Below are 16,481 nucleotides of genomic sequence, written 5' to 3'. Positions count from 1 at the left end.
TCTCGGGCAGGCGGCTCTCGTGTTCGGCGACACCCAGGATCGGGAAAGCGTCCATCGCCGCCCGACCGACGCGCCAGTCGGTTTTGTCAGCGTCGTCGGGATCGAACCATCGGCTGGCGAATGCAACAGCTCGCGATCTGACGTCTTCGTCGCGGCTGAACCGAAGACTGCCGTCGCGATGAATCTCATGGCCGCTCGCGATGGCGACCTTTCCCGGGAGAATCATGCCGCTGCGAAGCATATCCAGGAAGCAGCCCTCAAAGCCCCTGACCTTGCCGACGATGGTGATGATCGGCCTTGGCAGTTTCAGGATCCGAAGCATCTCGGCGAGCGCGGCCGGATCGTCGGCAACCGCCTGCGCCAGCATCAGAAGTGTTGCCACCTCCGCCGCCTGCGGCGGTTCGATTGTCCGGCGGATGCGGCGGAGCAGGCTTGTCCTCAAATCCAAATGATGTGCCCGGAAGGCCGCCGCACCCCTCTTTTTCGAGGAAGCTGGCCGCGCCGCGCTACCCCGTTTGCTCGAGGACAGAACCACGCCCGATTGCGAAAGCCCGTCGTCATCTTCGAATTCCGTAAAGCTCTCCTCCCGCTTGGAACCTCTGACAATGCCGCCCAGACGAAAAAGCAACCGCGTGAGTTCGGCCTCGGATTTCTCCAGCATGGTGAGATGCGGCGTGAAGAGCCGAACCTTGCAGCCGTCGATGATGCGTACCTCGTCGACGAGAATGCCGGTGTCGACGGCACGGTCGAGCGCGGCGGCTTCGGCAGTGTGACGGAGCCGCCGGAGAAAATGTTTACCCAGACGCGCGGTCATCACTGATCCCTCCCCAGGCTGGGTGGGAATCTGATGTCGAGCAAACCACGCTCGTCGAGCCATTCGCCGACCGCGCGACAGGTCGGGTCGCCTTCCCGCACGCGCAGAGCAAGAAGCTCGAGCACGACCGTGGGGATCGGGATGCCCCGATCGACCGCGGTGCGCGCATAGTGCAGCGCCAGCGCCACGGCGACAGCCGGATCTTCCATCGGCTTGGTCCGGCAGTCGCAGACGGCGATCTGCCCGCTCGTTGCAAGGCCAATGCATTGCTCGCTGTGACCGAGAATGCCGAGGAGCGCGTTCGATCCCCTTGCTGTTCGCGCCCGCGCCATGGCCGGAGGCAACTGCCAGTCGAGCGCTGCGAGAGCGGCGCCTGCGCCGTCGACCGCATCGGCCTTGGTGGTCGCGCATGATGAAGCGGACGGCATTGGCGGGGTGCGCTCCGGCCGCGCCGTCCTGGACGCGCTCGTGCCCGACATCGCCTGGTCCGACGCTTGCCGTGGGGCCGCACTCTTGCTGGCGAATGGTCGGGAGAGCCGACACCGATCGGCATGCGCGCGGGACGCGTCGCCGATCTTCCGGCCAACCTCCGGAAGAGACGATTTCCCCGGGGCCTCAGTCGCGGACGGCAGGCTCTGCCCGGCGCTGGCGGCTGTCTTGGTGAGTCTTCGCTTGCTGATGGATGTGCGTGTGCTCATGACAAAATTCTCCGTGCCGCCGGCAAGGCGGGCTTTTAATCGTGTGGTTGTCTGCGGTGATGGTGGGCGCGGATCGGACTGTCGGTCCGCCCTACCAATCAGGGACTGGCGCGCGTCCGGGCGAAGCCGACTTTTACCCGCGCATCGATCTCAGACGTCCGACGAATACGGGCTTCGCCGGGATGGATGATGTCGGGACCGACAAGATCCGCTTCCGCTTCATCGCCAAAGAACGGCTGCTCCGCCGCAGTGCGTCCGCCGCAGAGACAAGATGTCGGTTCGGTCTCTACGATGACCGCCCGGCATTGGCGTTCGAGTTCCTCGCGGACACGCGCCGCGAACATCGCCCGCAGATGCATCATCGCCGCGCCGGCGCCGGCAATCTCAAGCAGGTCCCCGATCTCGGAGAGGCCGAAGACCCCCCTTGAGTGATCGCTGGCTTCATCCGAGCCGTCGATGACAGCAATGCCGACTTCAGAGACAAAGGGAGCCTTTCGCTCGACGTACAGCCAGTCGGCGGCGACGAGCGCAACGGCCATCATGCGCTGTCGAAGCGTCTCGAGACGATGCTCGGCATAGGATGCCAACGACCGCTTCATGTCGACGATCAGCGCCGAATGCCGCTTCCTGTTCACCAGGACGATATCTGGCGTGTAGGTTTTTTTCGAATGCACTTCGGACCGCAACCGGATGCCCTCGAGCTTCGACCATTCGTTGCGTTCCAGAAACTCCAGCGCGGCCGGCACAACAGGCATCGGCTTGTCCTGCGGCATCACCAGGAGGTCGGGGTTGCAGGCGGCGATGCGAATGACGCCCCATTCAAGCAGCTTGCCCTCATGGAACGAGACCGAGCGCGCCATCGAGACGAGGCCTGCACAGTTGCCGAAGACAGTGTCCGGCTTGGTGTCGCCGGAAAGCACCGCGGCCATTGCCCTGTCGACCATGCGCGCGAAATCGGGTTCGAGATCGGCAATGACAGCAGAATGGGCAAATGCTGATGCCGACGATGAAGTCGGGAGCACAGGATTGTGGTTCATGGAATTCTCCTTGATGACGACAGAGACGATCGGCGCCGGACAGCACGGCTCATGCCTGCGACGGTCACGCCATGGCGGCAATGGGCAATGTTTGCCCGATCGATCCGCGCACGGCGTTCGCCGGTCAGATGTCGATCGTCTCGGATGGGAAGGCTACGCTCAGCGCGCCGCTATTGGGGCGCAAGCCGCGGCGGCAATTGGCGTGACGCGCAATGCCGGCGGCAATCGGCGCGGCTCAGCCACCCGAAAGCGAGAAGTTTCTTTCCCAAAGGAGACAAAAACGATAGTGCTCTTCATAGCCCAAAGCCTTTCACAAGAAGGTTGCGGGTCAGGCCCTGGTCGGTGCTTCCAACACCGGCGGGGGCCGACTTGCCCCGGATATGGCCGGAACGATCCTTATGTGAACGGATCCGGAACAGATCTCAATCCCCACAATCGCGCGGATTGCCTCCAAACGATCGCAGGGTTAATTCCGGGCTCCGAATTCCAGGAGGATCTCGTTCGATTGGGTGGCGATCCGCGCTCATTGGCACGAGTTACATCATGACTGCCGACGCTCATCGGAATGTGATTGGGCAATCGTCAGTTCAGCTGGAGCCTCGCGTCGATTTCCACAAGCTTCTCTTCGAAGGCTGCGACCTCACGTTCGAATTGCTGCAGCGCCAGCTGTATTGTTCGCGCGTTTCTACCGTTCTGCGGATTGTCGAGTTCCGCACGGGCGTCGATCAGCCGCTGGACGAACTCTAGCCCGGTGATGGCACGCAGCCGGCCAGTCCGGTCGAGCTCGAGTAGCCGGTCCTGCGCGATCCGGTAGCGCGAGGGGAGGCTTGCGAACCTGGCGAGGAAGGGCGGTGGGGTCAGTGTGAGTTTCATTTGATGCTCCGTTGTCCAGGGTATTGCGGCGGCAGGCGCGGGGATCGGCCTCCTCCCACAAGGGTGAGGGTGATCCTTGCAAGCCACAAACCACCGAGAGACATTTTCGTTTCTCGCGGCGAACCCTTGCTTCGAACTCCCATGTAATCGAAGACACCGCGAGACAAGGCTGTCCTATTGATCCATAGCTTCCGCCCAGAAGGCTTCTGGAAGGCTCTGGCATTCGATTGAGCCGGGTCGCGGCGGGCCGGCCTACTGAGATAGTCATCAAGCAGGTTGTGCGGATGGTCTTGCTCGCTTCGCGAGGTCGCCGGCGTGCTCACCCTTGCCTTGCCTTGCCTTCGCGCAATCGGTCGCACGAGCGTCGCTGGGCCATTATCATCTTTCCCGCGCCGATGCGGTCGCTGCTTGCGCCCAGCGACTGTCAGAGGTTCCCGAAACAGTTCCAAAAATTAAGGCCCCCGCTTGTGGCGAGGGCCGGTTCGATAGGTTCGGAAACCGGCGTCAGCCCATCTTCGGCGATCCGCCTTTATCTTCGCGAATGTCCTTCAGGAAGGGAGGCTTGACGAATCCCTCCCGTGGCTGCCTTGCGGCAAACGCTGGCACCGCGACGTCCAGCAGCGTCGCCTTTATCCGGCGGACGCACTCTTCCGGTCCGATCGGCTCCCTCTCGCCGTAAGCCTCCGCCGGCGTGCCTTTGGCAGCGGCTTTCGCCGCGCGCTTCGGGGCGATCGCCTCTTCCGGCGTGCCGGCGGCTTCACCCGCGACCCCGCCCGGTGCGGCGGGCTCGCCGTTCAGCAGTGCCGCCGTTTTCATGGGGGCCTCGACGACCTTCCGGCTCGCAGCCGGCGACTTCGGCGCCGACATCGGGGACAAGGCTTCAGCGGCGTCCCTCCCCTCCTGTGCGAGACCCTTCATTTTCCGTGGTGTTTTCGACGCCTTCACCATCTTTCGCTCCGACAGCATGGCTGCCTCAGTTTCCAACTTTGCCTTGACGGCCTTGGCCGTTGCCGCGGCAAGCTTCGGACCGACCGCCCATTCCAGACTTGGCAGAACCTTCTCCAAAAACCATGGCCTGAACCTGTCGTCCTTCGGCCAGTCATCGGCGCCGGCCATCGTATAGAGAACGTGCCAGACCAGACTCCAGCCAGTATCGGCCGGGAATCTTGCCGTATGCACAAGCCAGTCCGGGCCATTGGAATTGGGCTCGACGAATGCCGCCAGGCTTTCCAGTTCGGCGCGGGCGCGGCGGGCTGGTTGGACCAACAGCTCGGTAAGCTTCTTCTTGACCAGGGGTTTACCTCCGGCGTGACGGAGGACGGCTTCCTGGACAACCTCGAGCATGCGGCAGAGGCGGCCGATGAGAGCAGGCAACCCGGCGGCCGTCTTCTCGCGGATCAACGCCTTGACGCCTTCGGGACCGGCGATGTTCGCTGGCTGAAGCGGAGCTGCCTTGGTAGCGCCATCCCTGGCGAAGGCCCCGATCTCGGCAGCCGACGGGCGCTCTCCCGCTCGCAACCGGTTCGCCACCGCCTCGATCTTTTCAGGCGACGCCGCGCACAGCGCATAAAGCGCGACACGCTGCACATTGTGTTCGACGAACAGCGTCCGGTACTGGCCGAGCCGTTCGTGAACCGCAATGAAGTTATCGCCGGTGCGTCGTGACTGCCCGCACCAACCTTTCAACCACGTCGCGAACGACTCCTGGGATGGACAGGCCTGTCTGGCCTTGGCTACTGCCTCACCCTTAACGAAGACCTGCTCGGCATCGACGCGTTCGGACCCGCGGAACATATTCTCGCATTCCACGAGCACAGGGATTTTCTCGGCGGGGATGCCGAGCTCTTCATACGTCGCCGGCGGTCTGGATGCCTTGGCGACCTTCTTAATTTTGCTTCCGGGAGTCCTCGCACGTGCGGGTTCCTGTTCCTGCACGGACGTCTCTGCGATAGCCTCGGGCAGGAAGGCAGAAGGAATAATGCTGACGCCCGTAAAGTTTGATTTTTTCATGCTAGTTCCTTTCCAAAATAAACAGTCACTGCCAAAACAGAGCACATCTGCAGGCATCAAAAACAGTATAGTCTAAGATAACTCAGACGTCCAATCTACCGTATTTAACATCCGGCAACATTCATGATTTAATACTACTCGGATCGAGCTTACGCGTCTAAAATATGTATACTAGAATTTATCTTTCTTGGTGTGCAATTATCTTACTTGTGATATATTTACACATAGCTAATAAACCGGAACATCGTAAAGACACCATTAGAAAGCTTGCGGGCGTATCGGCTGCTGGTCGCTCGCACACGAAAGCGACTAGAGTAATATCTTGCAAGCACAAGCATCACGTCCACCGACGCGACAACAACTCGGATAGAACATTTTTCGATGAGAATCGATCTGCAGGATTTCGACTTGAAAACCTACGGATGGCGAACCGTTTGGCTTCATGAAGTCCAGCTCCGGAACCGAGCAGGCGCGTCATGGCTGGACCTTGCTCGCATGCACGCATCGTTAGCCGCCGCTATCGACTGGACGGAAGCTCTCGACATTTACGAAGCACTGCACGCGATCCCGTTGAAACGATCGACAAAAAAATGGGCCTTGAGGACCATACAGGCACTTTCGTCGGCTTCGACGACGGCGCGTGGTGGAGTTCTGTCGGAATCAAGTCTAGGGGACGGCCGGTTCTTTGTCGCCTTCGCTCGGGCAAAGCAGCGCGTTATCTTCACCTACTGTGTACACCGGGGCGCACAAAAAGATGCCACGCTTTACCGGCTTCCGGGTAAAGCCAGAGTTCCAAATACCTCGGTGCTTGATGATATGTCACTTTTGTTCTGGACAGAGCTAGAATGGACCGGGAAACGCTCCAGGGAAGTGCAGCCAGACGTCACAAACGTCCGCCATCGGTCGAAGCTGCCGCCCACAAGCCAGCTGGCGCGATCACAATTTTTTCAAACTCCCGCTCCCACGGCGCGGGCAATGTTTGCCTATCCTGCGGAGACCGACACAAGCCGCTCCGCGCTAGTCCAGACACGCGTACGGGATCAACGACGGCAGATCGACGAATGCTATTCCGCCAACATCGTATCGGCAGCACGGGACTAAGCCGGTCGCCCGAAAAAAACGAGCAGCGCCGGGACCACGCAGCCCGCCACTCGAGCTTGCGCTCGTCCCTAAGCCCGCCGCATGTCCTCATCATCAGGAAGGACCGCAATTTGGGGCCGAAAGGGGACTGTCAGCTTCTAAGCTCGAATTTTCACAAGCGGACTTTAATGCCGCAATGGAATCGACCTGACAGGGCGCAATCCAAGCCCTAGCCAGGGAACAGGAATGCCGAGGCAGGATCGAAGAAAATGCGTTGACCCGGTGCGATGGCGCTGTCCGCTTCCTCTGCATCGGAGGTTGGCCTGACGTCGATATCTTCTCCGGCCGCCGTGCGCGCCACGATGCGCCGGCGGTCGCCGAAGAAGGCGGTATCGACGATCTCGACGGCGAGTGCTGCGCTCGCTGGCCCGGGCGTCAGGCGGAAGGCTTCGGGACGTACCATCAGGCGCACCTTTTGGCCTTGACCAAAGGATGTTGTCGTCTTTACGCCGGTCACGATCGAGCCGTCGGCCAGGCGGACCGTCGACGCACCACCTGCGGTTAGCAGATGCTCGGCCGGCAGGAAATTCGAGTTTCCGATGAAGCCGGCGACAAACTCGCTCACCGGCCGGAGGTAAAGATCCTCACCGGTGCCGATCTGTTCGATACGGCCTTCCCTGAACAGAGCGATGCGATCCGAAAGATGCAGCGCCTCCTCCTGGTCATGCGTGACATAGAGGATCGTAACGCCGGTCTCGCGATGGATACGGCGGATTTCAGCCTGAATTTCCTGGCGCAGCTTCTTGTCGAGTGCCGACAGCGGTTCGTCCATCAAGAGGATCGGTGGGTCGTAGGCCAGCGCGCGTGCAAGCGCCACGCGCTGCTGCTGGCCGCCAGACAGCGCGCCCGGATGGCGGTCGGCGAAGTTTTCGAGGCGCACCAGCGCCAGCATGTCGGCAACCTTGCGCTTGACCTCGCCGTCGGGCCGGCGGCGCACGCGCAGCGGAAAGGCGACGTTCTCGGCGACGCTCAGATGCGGAAACAGGGTGTAGCGCTGGAACACCATGCCGATGTTGCGCTTGTGCGACGGCACCGAAAGCAGCGACCTGTCCTCCAGGAGCACATCGCCCGAGCTCGGATCCTGGAAACCGGCGATGGCGTAGAGCGTGGTCGACTTGCCGGAGCCCGACGGGCCGAGGAACGTCAGGAACTCGCCCTTGGGCACATCGATGGTGACGTCATGGACGGCGACGAAGGCACCGAACGTCTTTCTTACTGCGCGTATGGACAGGAAGGGAGGGATCATCTGGACAATTTTCTGCGAAGGAGTGCGGTCACGATCATCAGGCACAAGGTCAAGCCGACAAGCAGGCTGGAGGCGGCGGCGACGACCGGGCTGAGGTCGGCGCGCAGGCTGCCCCAGATCTTCACCGGCAAGGTCTGCAAGGTCGGGCTCGCCATGAAGATCGCCACCACGACCTCGTCCCATGAGGCCAGGAAAGAGAAGATCGCCGCCGAGAAGATGCCGATCCTGATCGACGGCAAGGTGATCCTAAGCCGCGCCTGCAGTGGGCTGGCGCCGCAGACGATGGCCGCGTCCTCGATGGATTTGTCAAAACCCTCGAGCGCGGCCGTGATCGGAATGATGGCGAAAGGCAGCGCCAGGATGGTGTGGGCGATGACGAAGCCGACCGTGGTGCCGGCAAGGCCGATGCGCAGGAAGAAGGCGTAGATGGCGATGGCGAAAACGACCACCGGCAGCACCATCGGCGTCAACAGCAAGCCGCGCAGGACCTGGCGTCCGCGAAACTCACCCCTGACCAGGCTGAAGGAGGCAAACAGGCCAATGACGAGGGCGAGGATGGCGGCCATGGCGGCAATCCGGGCACTCGTCAGTGCGGCATCGATCCAGCTCGGGTCGGCCAGCAATTGCTGGTACCATTTCACCGTCCAGCCGGGCGGCGGGAAGGCCAGCCAGCGCGACGAGCCGAATGACAGGAGCACGATGAAGACCACCGGCAGCAACAGGAAAGCCGCGACTGCCGCCATGAAGCCGACAAGCGCTACGCGCAGCCATCCGAGCCTGTCGTAGTCGAGCAGCATCCTCAGATCCCTCCGCCGGTGCGCTTGGCGCCGACCAGGCGAAGCTGGATCGCGTAGAGCGCCATGGTGACGACAAGCAGGACGAAGGCGGCCGCACTGCCGAGCCCCCAGTTGAGCAGCGACTGCACCGTCTGGGCGATCATCTCGGCCAGCATCATGTTCGATGTGCCGCCGAGCAGGGCCGGGGTGACGAAGTAGCCAAGCGACATGACGAAGACCATCAGCCCTCCGGCGGCGATACCGGGAAGCGACAGCGGCAAGAGGATGCGGCGGAAGGCCTCGAATTGGCTGGCGCCGCAAAGGGCCGCCGCACGCAGCGTCATCGGGTCGATCGCTCGCAGCGTGCCGACCAGCGGCAGGATCATGAAGGGCAGCATGATGTAGACCATGCCGATGGTCACGCCGGCCAGATTGTTGATGAGCGGAAGTGGTTCCTGGACAACGCCGAGCCCCATCAGGGCCCGGTTAATCACTCCTGTGCGCTGCAGCAGCACCATCCACGCATAGGTGCGTGTGAGGAGATTGGTCCACATCGACAGGATGATGATGCCGAAGACGATCGAGCCCAAGGCTGGGGGCATGATCGCCAGCATCCAGGCGACGGGAAAAGCCACCAGGATGGTGACGGCGGTGACGACCGATGCAACCAGGAAGGTGTTGAGGAACACCCGCACATAGGTGCCGCTGCCGAACAGCGCCGCGTAGTTCTGCAAGCCCGGTTCGGGATCGGTGACGCTGCGCAGCAGCAGGGCGACCACCGGCACGATGAAGAACAGCCCGACCAGGAGCAGGGCCGGCAAGGCGCTGCCACTGCCGGCCGGCAGGCCGACGATCGAGCCGCGTCTAGGAGAATTTCCTTGCATCGAGCGGTCCTGTCTCGAAACGGGGCGCGCAAGCCGCGCCCCGTCGGTCTGCAACGGTGTTACTTGGTCTGCCAGGCATACCAGCGCGTCGCGATCTCGTCGCGATGCTCGGCCCAGTAGTTCATGTCCAGGTTGATCTGGCCCTCGACATGGGCATCTGGCAGGGCCTTGACGGCATCGGCCGGCATCTCCGCCTTGGCCTTGGTGTTGATGGGCGCATAGCCGCTTGCTTCGGCGAATTTCGCTTGGCCGGTCGGGCTGGTGGCGGCGGCAAGGAACTTCATCGCGCTGGCCTTGTTCTTGGTACCCTTCGGCACGACGAGCACGTCGGCGGCGGTGAGGTTCTGGTTCCAGGAGACGCCGACATCGGTGCCGTCCTGCTGAAGGGCGAAGACGCGCCCGTTCCACAATTGCCCGAAGGCGGCCTCGCCGGAGGCGATCAACTGCTGCGACTCGGCGCCGCCGCCCCACCAGACGATGTCGGACTTGATGGTGTCGAGCTTCTTGAAGGCACGGTCGAGGTCGAGCGGATAGAGCTTGTCCGCCTGCACGCCGTCGGCCAGCAGAGCGATCTCGATGACGCCCGGCGCCGACCATTTGTAGAAGGTCCGCTTGCCGGGAAACTTCTTGGTGTCGAACATGTCGGCCCAGCCGGCCGGTTCGCCCGGGACGGCGCCCTTGTTCCAGGCGAGCACGAAGGAATAGTAGAAGCTGCCGACGGCATGCTCATTGCTGAAGCGCGGGTCGAGATCGGTCTTGGGCACGACCGCATAGTCGATCGGCTCGAGCAGTCCGTCCTTGGCGGCCTTGATGGCGAAATCCATCTCCACGTCGACGACATCCCAGGTGACGTTGCCGGCGTCGACCATGGCCTTGAGCTTGCCGTAGTCGGTCGGTCCATCCTGCAAAACCTTGATGCTGGAGCTGGCCTCGAAGGGGGCGGCCCAGGACTTGGTCTGCGCCTCCTGCGTGGTGCCGCCCCAGCTGGTGAACGCCATCTCATCGGCCTTGGCGGCTGTCGCCGCGAGCAGTCCGGCCAGCAGGCCGGTCAGGATCAGTTTCATGTCATTCTCCTCTGTTGGTCTGTTCTTGTTTTTCTCAGTGCACCCACGCCCCACGCTCCTCAGCGCATGACGAAGGGATCGGGGATCGGCTCGTCCGAAGTCTTGATCCAGACGGACTTCGAGCGTGTGTAGTCTCTGATGGCATCGAGCCCGCCTTCGCGACCGAGGCCTGACAGGCCGTAGCCGCCGAAGGGAACGAGCGGCGATACGGCACGATAGGTGTTGACCCAGACGACACCGGCATGGATGTCGCGCGCCATGCGATGGGCCTTGCCGAGATTGCTGGTGAATACGCCGGAAGCCAGGCCGAAGGGCGTGTCGTTGGCGAGTGCCAGCGCTTGCGCCTCGCTGTCGAAGCCAAGCACGCTGAGCACCGGACCGAACAGTTCCTCGCGCACACAGGGCAGGTCGGCGCTGCCGGCATCGATGATGGTTGGTGCGTAGTAGAAGCCGCTGCCGACTGGCCGTGTTCCGCCGGTGACCAGCATGCCGCCCGCGGTGAGGCTTTCCGCGACAACCTTCTCGATCCAGTCGCGCTGCCGCAGCGTGGCGAGCGGACCCATTTCGGTCGCCGGATCCTGCGGATCGCCGATGCGGATCGCCTCGGCCTTGCGCTTCAGGCGAGCGAGGAATTCATCCTTCACCGAACGTTCAACCAGCAGCCGCGAGCCGGCGACGCAGCTCTGGCCGGTCGCCGCGAAAATGCCGGCGACCACCGCATTGGCGGCACTGTCGAGGTCGGCGTCGGCAAAGACGACGACCGGGCTTTTGCCACCGAGTTCGAGCGTGGTGTAGGCAAGGTTTTCCGCCGTGTTCCTGACGACGGCGCGCGCCGTCGACGGACCGCCGGTGAAGGCGACGCGCGAAACCAGCGGATGGCTGGTCAGGCGCCGGCCGCAATCATGGCCAAAGCCGGTGAGGATGTTGACGACACCGGCTGGAAACCCGGCCTCATGAACCAATTCGGCAAAGGCAAGCAGCGGCGCCGGCCCATCTTCGGAGGCCTTGAGCACGATCGTGCAGCCGGCGGCGAGCGCCGGGCCGAGCTTGACGGCCGAGAGGAAGAGCTGCGAATTCCAGGGCACCACCGCAGCAACGACGCCGATCGGTTCGCGGCGTATGGTGACGTCGAGATCCGCCTTGTCAACAGGCACATGCGTGCCTTCATGCTTGTCGGCAAGCCCGCCATAATAGCGGTAGTAGTCGCCGACATAGGCGATCTGGGCGCGGGTTTCGCGGATGATCTTGCCGGTGTCGCGCGTCTCGAGTTCGGCAAGGCGCCCGGCATTGGCGGCGACGAGGTCGCCGAGCTTGACCAGCAGTTTTCCCCGCGCTGTCGCAGTCATCCTTCGCCATAGGTCTGAGCGCAGTGCGCGGTGCGCCGCCTCGACGGCACGGTCGACATCGGCTTCGCTCGCCGCCGGCATCCTGGCCCAGGCCGTCCCGGCCGATGGGTCGACGCTGTCGAAAATGGCGGACGGCTCGTCGAAGCGGCCGTCGATGAAGTTCCTGAAGAGGGCGTCGGTCATGGGCTCGCGATCAGAGGAAGGCCGGCATCACCCGGTCGATGAACAGTTGCAGCGATTTCATCTTGCGCTCGTGCGAAAGGCCGCTGTCGATCCAGATCGAATACTGGTCGTAGCCGAGCGCCTCATAGGCTTTCAGCCGGGCCATGACCTCATCGGCTTCGCCGATCACCAGATTCTGTCGGATCTTGTCGGGCGCGTATTGCGGCATGGCCGCGATCTCGTCCGGCGTCAGCGGCTCCAAGATGCCTTGGTGCACTGGTTTCTTGTTCTGGAACCAGGCGCCGAACTGGCAGTAGAAAGTCGACAGGTCCTGCGTGAGACGATCGGCGTCGGCCGCGTCCTCGGCGACGAAGGTGTGCATCAAAAGCATGATTTCCGGTCGGTCGATCTCGGGATGCGCGGCGCAGGCGGCGTTGAAGCGCTGCATCAGGCTCGCCACCTCGTCATCGCCGGAAGCCAGCGGCGTCACCTGCACCTTGCAACCATTGGCGACGGCAAAATCGTGCGAGTTCGGATCGCGCGCTGCCACCCAGATCGGCGGGTAGGGTTTTTGCAGCGGCTTGGGCGAGGAGGTGGTCGGCGGGAATTGCCAGAACTCGCCAGAGAGTTCGAAGTCGCCGTCCCAGAGACCGCGGATCGCCGGTATGATCTCGCGCATGCGCTGGCCGGCCCCCCAAGCGTCGAGGCCTGGAAAGATGCGCTGATATTCATAACTGTAGGCGCCGCGCGCGATGCCGATGTCGAGCCGGCCATCGCTGATGACGTCGGCCATCGCCGCTTCGCCGGCAAGCTTGATCGGGTGCCAGAAAGGCGCGATCACGGTCCCGGTGCCGAGGCGGATACGGTTGGTTTTGGCCGCGAGATAGGCGATATTGATGAAGGGATTGGGCGAGATGGTGAATTCCATGCCGTGATGCTCGCCGATCCAGGCGGTCTCAAAGCCGGCCTGTTCTGCCATCAGGACCAGCTCCTCGAGCTCGGTCACAAGCTCGGAATGCGGTTTGGCGAGGTCCGACCGTTCCATGTGCACGAAGAGCGAGAATTTCATCCGTGGTCACCTGTATTGACGGCGGAAGCGCCGGCCCTGGCGAGCGGCCGGACCTCGCCTTCGACATCGTTGCCGACATAGACGCCGAATGCGTCCACCGAGCATTCCCTGACATAGCGCGCGAGCATCGAGCGGATCGCAGGATCGGCGATCTTCAATCCTTCGATCGCGTCGATCTCGATGAGCCTGATGCCGCGATCGCTGGAAGCGGGCACGTCGAACGTGCCGCGATAGTAGACATGTGTGCGTGAGACAGTACCGGCATCGTCCCAGACGGCGAAAAGGAAGCCGAGCTGAGCCTCGATGGCCTTCGCCGCAAGCAGCCCTCGGAGACTTTTGCCATCGCCGGCCGAGCCCAAACCCCGGCCGCGCGGCAGTTCAAAGCCGTCCGCCGTTTCCAGGAACAGGATCCGGCCGCCATTCTCGAGGATGGCGCCGACATCGGTGCCGGGCTGGGCAGCGGCGAGCGCGTCCTGGCTGAGGCCGGGCGCGATATAGGCGCCGCGGCAATAGCCGAGCGGCTGCGCGGAGTTGTGCTCGAAATCGCGGACGCGGCCGATAAGGATCGAATGATCGCCGGCCTCGACCAGCCGCTCCATGTCGCAATCGAAGGACGCGACGGAACCGTCCAGCACGGGGCTGCCGGTCCGTCCCGGCCGCCATGCCACCGAGGCGAACTTGTCGGCCGCTTTCGAGGCGAAGATGCCGGACGCTGCCTTTTGACCCTCATTGAGGACGTTGATGGCGAAGCTTTTCGATGTCGCGAAGACGGGATGGCCAAGCGCTTTGTGGGCGATGCAGACGAGCACCAGCGGCGGATCGAGCGACACCGAGGTGAAGGAGTTGGCGGTGAAGCCGCGCGGCTCGCCTTCGGGGCCGATCGTGGTGACGATGGTGACGCCGGTGAGAAAGGAGCCCAGCGCGCGGCGGAACTCGCCGCTGTCGAACCCGGTATTCGCCTCCGCAGCGCCGTTTTGCTCGGTCGCTTCATCCTCTGCGAGGAAGTCAACGATGTAGCGCGTGGTGAGGTCCGGTGCCGCGACCGCCATCATGTGCTTCTCGCCCGGCAGTACCGTGCAGCGGCCATGCGGCGTCAGGCGTGCCATCGCGGCCGACATTGCCGGCGAAGAGTTCCTGTCCTCGGAGCCAGTCATGAACAGGGCCGGTAGGGCCAACGTCGGCAGACGCTCAGCATGATCGCCATCGGCGCGTGCGAACAGGCTATAGGTGCGGGCGTAGCCTTCGGGGTCGACCCTGCTCAATGCGGATGCCGTCGTCTGCGCTGCCGCTTCCAGCTCGACCGGCACCGGATCTCCGAACCAGCGGGCAATGGTCTGTGCCGTGCCGGCAGCGTCGCCGCGGCCGTTGAGCGCCGCCGCGCGCTCGCGAACGGCCTTGGCCAATTCAGGTGGGCGGCGGAACACCGCGTTAAGCGAAACGATGCGGCGCACGCGCCCTGGCGCGCGCAGGGCCAACTCCTGGGCAACGAGTGCACCCATCGAGTGGCCGACGACGGACACCTTGTTGAGGCCGAGATGGTCGAGCAGGCGAATGGCCTGGTCGGCGTAGTCGGCCAGCTCCGGATGCTGCGGCGGCAGCGGCGACTGGCCATGGCCGAGCATGTCGATGGCGATGACGTCGAAGCTATCAGCCATGCGCTCGATCTGCGGCTGCCAGATCGCGGCGTTCATGCCGACGCCGTGGATGAACAGCACCGGCGTGCCCGCCCCGGCGCGGATGAAGCCGGTGCCGTCGGGCGCGGCGCCCTGTCGAGCCCATGCCGATGCGGAAGCGTCAGCCATGCACGTCCCCAAGTTCCTTGAGGTCCTGGTAGCGATCGCCGATGCGGTGATGCGGGCGACCGCCGATCGACGCGCCAAGCGCGACCACCAGCTCGTCCGGCGCCGGCGCATCGCCGATCTGGAAATGCACGGTCAGGTAATGCGAGCGCCGTCCCTCGTCATTCTTGTCCATCAGCGGGATCATGATCGGCGTGTTCGGCCCGCCGCGCAGATTGGTGAAGGCAAGATAGGTCCTAGCGCCGACGGCGCGGCGATAATGGTTGCCGAAATGCAGTGTGTGGATCAGCGCCGAGGCATGCTCGATCTCACCTGACGTGCCGCAAATGGCCGCCTTGCCATAGCCCTCGATTGCCTCGCCGGACCCGGCGATGGCAATGATCTCGCGGGTCAGGATTTCCCCAAGTACCGGCGCGCAGGCGCGGATCTCTGGTGACAGATCGTCGGTGAAGCCGCGTCCTGCCCAGGGGTTGGTCAGCACCGCGGCGACGCCGATCAGGCGCAGCGGTCGGGGTGCAGCCTTGCCGCCTTCGATCAGCGTGTTCTCGGTGTAGGTGACGATCTTGCGAATGGCAGGCTGCATGGAATCCTCGGATCGGCGATGCCGTGGGATCGTCCGATCCTTGCATCATCTTATGGTATACCATGCTATGGAGCGCCAAGTACCTTGTCAACCGGGCATGGAATCTGTTTTCGTGGCGGCGCAGGAGGTAACACATGCCAAACGACACGCTTCGTATCGACCGCAGCGCCAAGACCTTGAGGACGCTGGCGCTGGAGCGCATGCGCGAAGCGATCATGGATTTCCATTTCCAGCCGGGCGAAAGGCTGGTCGAGCGGCCGCTTTGCGACCAGCTTGGCGTCAGCCGTTCCGTCGTGCGCGAGGTTCTGCGGCAATTGGAGGCCGAGGGGCTCGTGCAGATGATCCCTGGGCATGGGCCGGCCGTCGCCAGGCCGGACCTCGGCCGTACCGACGAGATCTACGAGCTTCGGGCTCTGCTTGAAGGCATCGCGGCCCGAGCCTGTGCCCTGTCGGCCACCGGCGAGCAGTTGGCAACGCTCGAAGGGGCGCTGGCGGATTTGTTCGATGCGTGGGCGTCGGCGACGCCGCCGGCGGTTATGCGGGCGACGACGAAATTCTACGAGGCGCTGTTCGAGGCCGCGGACAAGCGTGTCGCCTGGGAAATCGTCAGCGGGTTGAATGTCCGCATCAATCAGCTTCGTTCGATGACTATTCTTTCGGAGAACCGCCGCGAGCCGGCGATCACCGAGATGAATGAGATCATGGATGCGATAAAGGCGCGCAAGCCCGATGAAGCGGAAGCGGCGGCACGGCGACATGTTGAATCGGCATGGCAGATCGCTCGAGATAAACTTCGCCTGGTCTAGGTCCGCGTGAGCCTAGCCTATCCAACCGTTCGAAGCGCCTTGCAGAAAATGTCTGCTTCCCGGCAACCGAAAATGCACTACGACTGAGATTGCTGAAGGGTTTCGGGTGCCGTCAGGCGTACGAAAGTCTCTGATGCAGGAACCCGCGGGCCGCAGGCGGTGAGCTATGGGGAT

General features: G+C 63.1%; 15 protein-coding genes. 3 read left to right on the top strand and 12 right to left on the bottom strand.

Annotation, left to right across the window (positions count from 1 at the left end):
* Positions 1-19 precede the first annotated feature (19 nt).
* Positions 20-820, top strand: a complete 801-nt coding sequence (locus NKJ01_RS30340) for a hypothetical protein (RefSeq protein WP_352733796.1) — start codon at positions 20-22, stop codon at positions 818-820.
* On the opposite strand, the gene NKJ01_RS30335 is transcribed toward NKJ01_RS30340, so the two are convergent.
* The 4 genes from NKJ01_RS30335 to NKJ01_RS30320 all read right to left on the bottom strand — a co-directional run bounded on the left by NKJ01_RS30335 (position 814) and on the right by NKJ01_RS30320 (position 5,489).
* Positions 814-1,242: a hypothetical protein gene (locus tag NKJ01_RS30335; protein ID WP_352733794.1), complete on the bottom strand. Its 429-nt coding sequence runs from the start codon at positions 1,240-1,242 to the stop codon at positions 814-816. The genes NKJ01_RS30340 and NKJ01_RS30335 overlap by 7 nt on opposite strands.
* 368 nt (positions 1,243-1,610) lie before the next feature.
* On the bottom strand, positions 1,611-2,549 hold the full coding sequence (locus tag NKJ01_RS30330) for a hypothetical protein (protein ID WP_352733792.1): 939 nt from the start codon (positions 2,547-2,549) through the stop codon (positions 1,611-1,613).
* A gap of 582 nt (positions 2,550-3,131) precedes the next feature.
* Positions 3,132-3,422 carry a hypothetical protein gene (locus tag NKJ01_RS30325; RefSeq protein WP_352733790.1) on the bottom strand — a complete coding sequence of 97 codons (291 nt, stop codon included), beginning with the start codon at positions 3,420-3,422 and terminating at the stop codon, positions 3,132-3,134.
* 504 nt (positions 3,423-3,926) lie between these two features.
* Positions 3,927-5,489: a hypothetical protein gene (locus NKJ01_RS30320; RefSeq protein WP_352733788.1), complete on the bottom strand. Its 1,563-nt coding sequence runs from the start codon at positions 5,487-5,489 to the stop codon at positions 3,927-3,929.
* A gap of 324 nt (positions 5,490-5,813) precedes the next feature.
* On the opposite strand from NKJ01_RS30320, the gene NKJ01_RS30315 reads away from it, so the two are divergent.
* The gene (locus NKJ01_RS30315) at positions 5,814-6,533 is read left to right on the top strand and encodes a hypothetical protein (protein WP_352733786.1); all 720 of its coding nucleotides are present in this window, start codon (positions 5,814-5,816) and stop codon (positions 6,531-6,533) included.
* A gap of 208 nt (positions 6,534-6,741) precedes the next feature.
* On the opposite strand, the gene NKJ01_RS30310 is transcribed toward NKJ01_RS30315, so the two are convergent.
* Genes NKJ01_RS30310 through NKJ01_RS30275 form a run of 8 tightly spaced genes read right to left on the bottom strand, consistent with a single transcriptional unit; the run spans position 6,742 to position 15,501 of the window.
* Positions 6,742-7,818 carry an ABC transporter ATP-binding protein gene (locus tag NKJ01_RS30310; RefSeq protein ID WP_352733784.1) on the bottom strand — a complete coding sequence of 359 codons (1,077 nt, stop codon included), beginning with the start codon at positions 7,816-7,818 and terminating at the stop codon, positions 6,742-6,744.
* Positions 7,815-8,615: an ABC transporter permease gene (locus NKJ01_RS30305; protein WP_352733782.1), complete on the bottom strand. Its 801-nt coding sequence runs from the start codon at positions 8,613-8,615 to the stop codon at positions 7,815-7,817. The genes NKJ01_RS30310 and NKJ01_RS30305 overlap by 4 nt, the downstream gene beginning before the upstream one ends.
* A 2-nt stretch (positions 8,616-8,617) precedes the next feature.
* The gene (locus NKJ01_RS30300) at positions 8,618-9,478 is read right to left on the bottom strand and encodes an ABC transporter permease (RefSeq protein WP_352733780.1); all 861 of its coding nucleotides are present in this window, start codon (positions 9,476-9,478) and stop codon (positions 8,618-8,620) included.
* 59 nt (positions 9,479-9,537) lie between these two features.
* On the bottom strand, positions 9,538-10,542 hold the full coding sequence (locus NKJ01_RS30295) for an ABC transporter substrate-binding protein (RefSeq protein ID WP_352733778.1): 1,005 nt from the start codon (positions 10,540-10,542) through the stop codon (positions 9,538-9,540).
* Positions 10,543-10,601: 59 nt separating this feature from the next.
* Positions 10,602-12,071, bottom strand: a complete 1,470-nt coding sequence (locus tag NKJ01_RS30290) for an aldehyde dehydrogenase (protein WP_352733776.1) — start codon at positions 12,069-12,071, stop codon at positions 10,602-10,604.
* Positions 12,072-12,081: 10 nt separating this feature from the next.
* Positions 12,082-13,119, bottom strand: a complete 1,038-nt coding sequence (locus NKJ01_RS30285; protein ID WP_352733774.1) for an LLM class flavin-dependent oxidoreductase — start codon at positions 13,117-13,119, stop codon at positions 12,082-12,084.
* Positions 13,116-14,921: an alpha/beta fold hydrolase gene (locus NKJ01_RS30280; RefSeq protein WP_352733772.1), complete on the bottom strand. Its 1,806-nt coding sequence runs from the start codon at positions 14,919-14,921 to the stop codon at positions 13,116-13,118. Before NKJ01_RS30280 ends, NKJ01_RS30285 begins: the two co-directional genes overlap by 4 nt.
* On the bottom strand, positions 14,914-15,501 hold the full coding sequence (locus NKJ01_RS30275) for an amino acid synthesis family protein (RefSeq protein WP_352733770.1): 588 nt from the start codon (positions 15,499-15,501) through the stop codon (positions 14,914-14,916). Before NKJ01_RS30275 ends, NKJ01_RS30280 begins: the two co-directional genes overlap by 8 nt.
* Positions 15,502-15,635: 134 nt before the next feature.
* Between NKJ01_RS30275 and NKJ01_RS30270 the strand changes: the two genes are divergently transcribed.
* The gene (locus tag NKJ01_RS30270) at positions 15,636-16,307 is read left to right on the top strand and encodes a GntR family transcriptional regulator (protein WP_352733768.1); all 672 of its coding nucleotides are present in this window, start codon (positions 15,636-15,638) and stop codon (positions 16,305-16,307) included.
* The last annotated feature ends 174 nt before the right edge of the window (positions 16,308-16,481 follow it).

This window comes from Mesorhizobium sp. M0276, assembly GCF_040321755.1.
Classification (GTDB): domain Bacteria; phylum Pseudomonadota; class Alphaproteobacteria; order Rhizobiales; family Rhizobiaceae; genus Mesorhizobium.
This window is presented reverse-complemented; position numbering and strand designations above follow the sequence as displayed.

Coding starts and splice junctions, on each gene's coding strand:
- NKJ01_RS30335 (WP_352733794.1), bottom strand. CDS start 1,242: ATGCCGTCCGCTTCATCATGCGCGACCACCAAGGCCGATGCGGTCGAC.
- NKJ01_RS30330 (WP_352733792.1), bottom strand. CDS start 2,549: ATGAACCACAATCCTGTGCTCCCGACTTCATCGTCGGCATCAGCATTT.
- NKJ01_RS30325 (WP_352733790.1), bottom strand. CDS start 3,422: ATGAAACTCACACTGACCCCACCGCCCTTCCTCGCCAGGTTCGCAAGC.
- NKJ01_RS30320 (WP_352733788.1), bottom strand. CDS start 5,489: ATGCCTGCAGATGTGCTCTGTTTTGGCAGTGACTGTTTATTTTGGAAA.
- NKJ01_RS30315 (WP_352733786.1), top strand. CDS start 5,814: ATGAGAATCGATCTGCAGGATTTCGACTTGAAAACCTACGGATGGCGA.
- NKJ01_RS30310 (WP_352733784.1), bottom strand. CDS start 7,818: ATGATCCCTCCCTTCCTGTCCATACGCGCAGTAAGAAAGACGTTCGGT.
- NKJ01_RS30305 (WP_352733782.1), bottom strand. CDS start 8,615: ATGCTGCTCGACTACGACAGGCTCGGATGGCTGCGCGTAGCGCTTGTC.
- NKJ01_RS30300 (WP_352733780.1), bottom strand. CDS start 9,478: ATGCAAGGAAATTCTCCTAGACGCGGCTCGATCGTCGGCCTGCCGGCC.
- NKJ01_RS30295 (WP_352733778.1), bottom strand. CDS start 10,542: ATGAAACTGATCCTGACCGGCCTGCTGGCCGGACTGCTCGCGGCGACA.
- NKJ01_RS30290 (WP_352733776.1), bottom strand. CDS start 12,071: ATGACCGACGCCCTCTTCAGGAACTTCATCGACGGCCGCTTCGACGAG.
- NKJ01_RS30285 (WP_352733774.1), bottom strand. CDS start 13,119: ATGAAATTCTCGCTCTTCGTGCACATGGAACGGTCGGACCTCGCCAAA.
- NKJ01_RS30280 (WP_352733772.1), bottom strand. CDS start 14,921: ATGGCTGACGCTTCCGCATCGGCATGGGCTCGACAGGGCGCCGCGCCC.
- NKJ01_RS30275 (WP_352733770.1), bottom strand. CDS start 15,501: ATGCAGCCTGCCATTCGCAAGATCGTCACCTACACCGAGAACACGCTG.
- NKJ01_RS30270 (WP_352733768.1), top strand. CDS start 15,636: ATGCCAAACGACACGCTTCGTATCGACCGCAGCGCCAAGACCTTGAGG.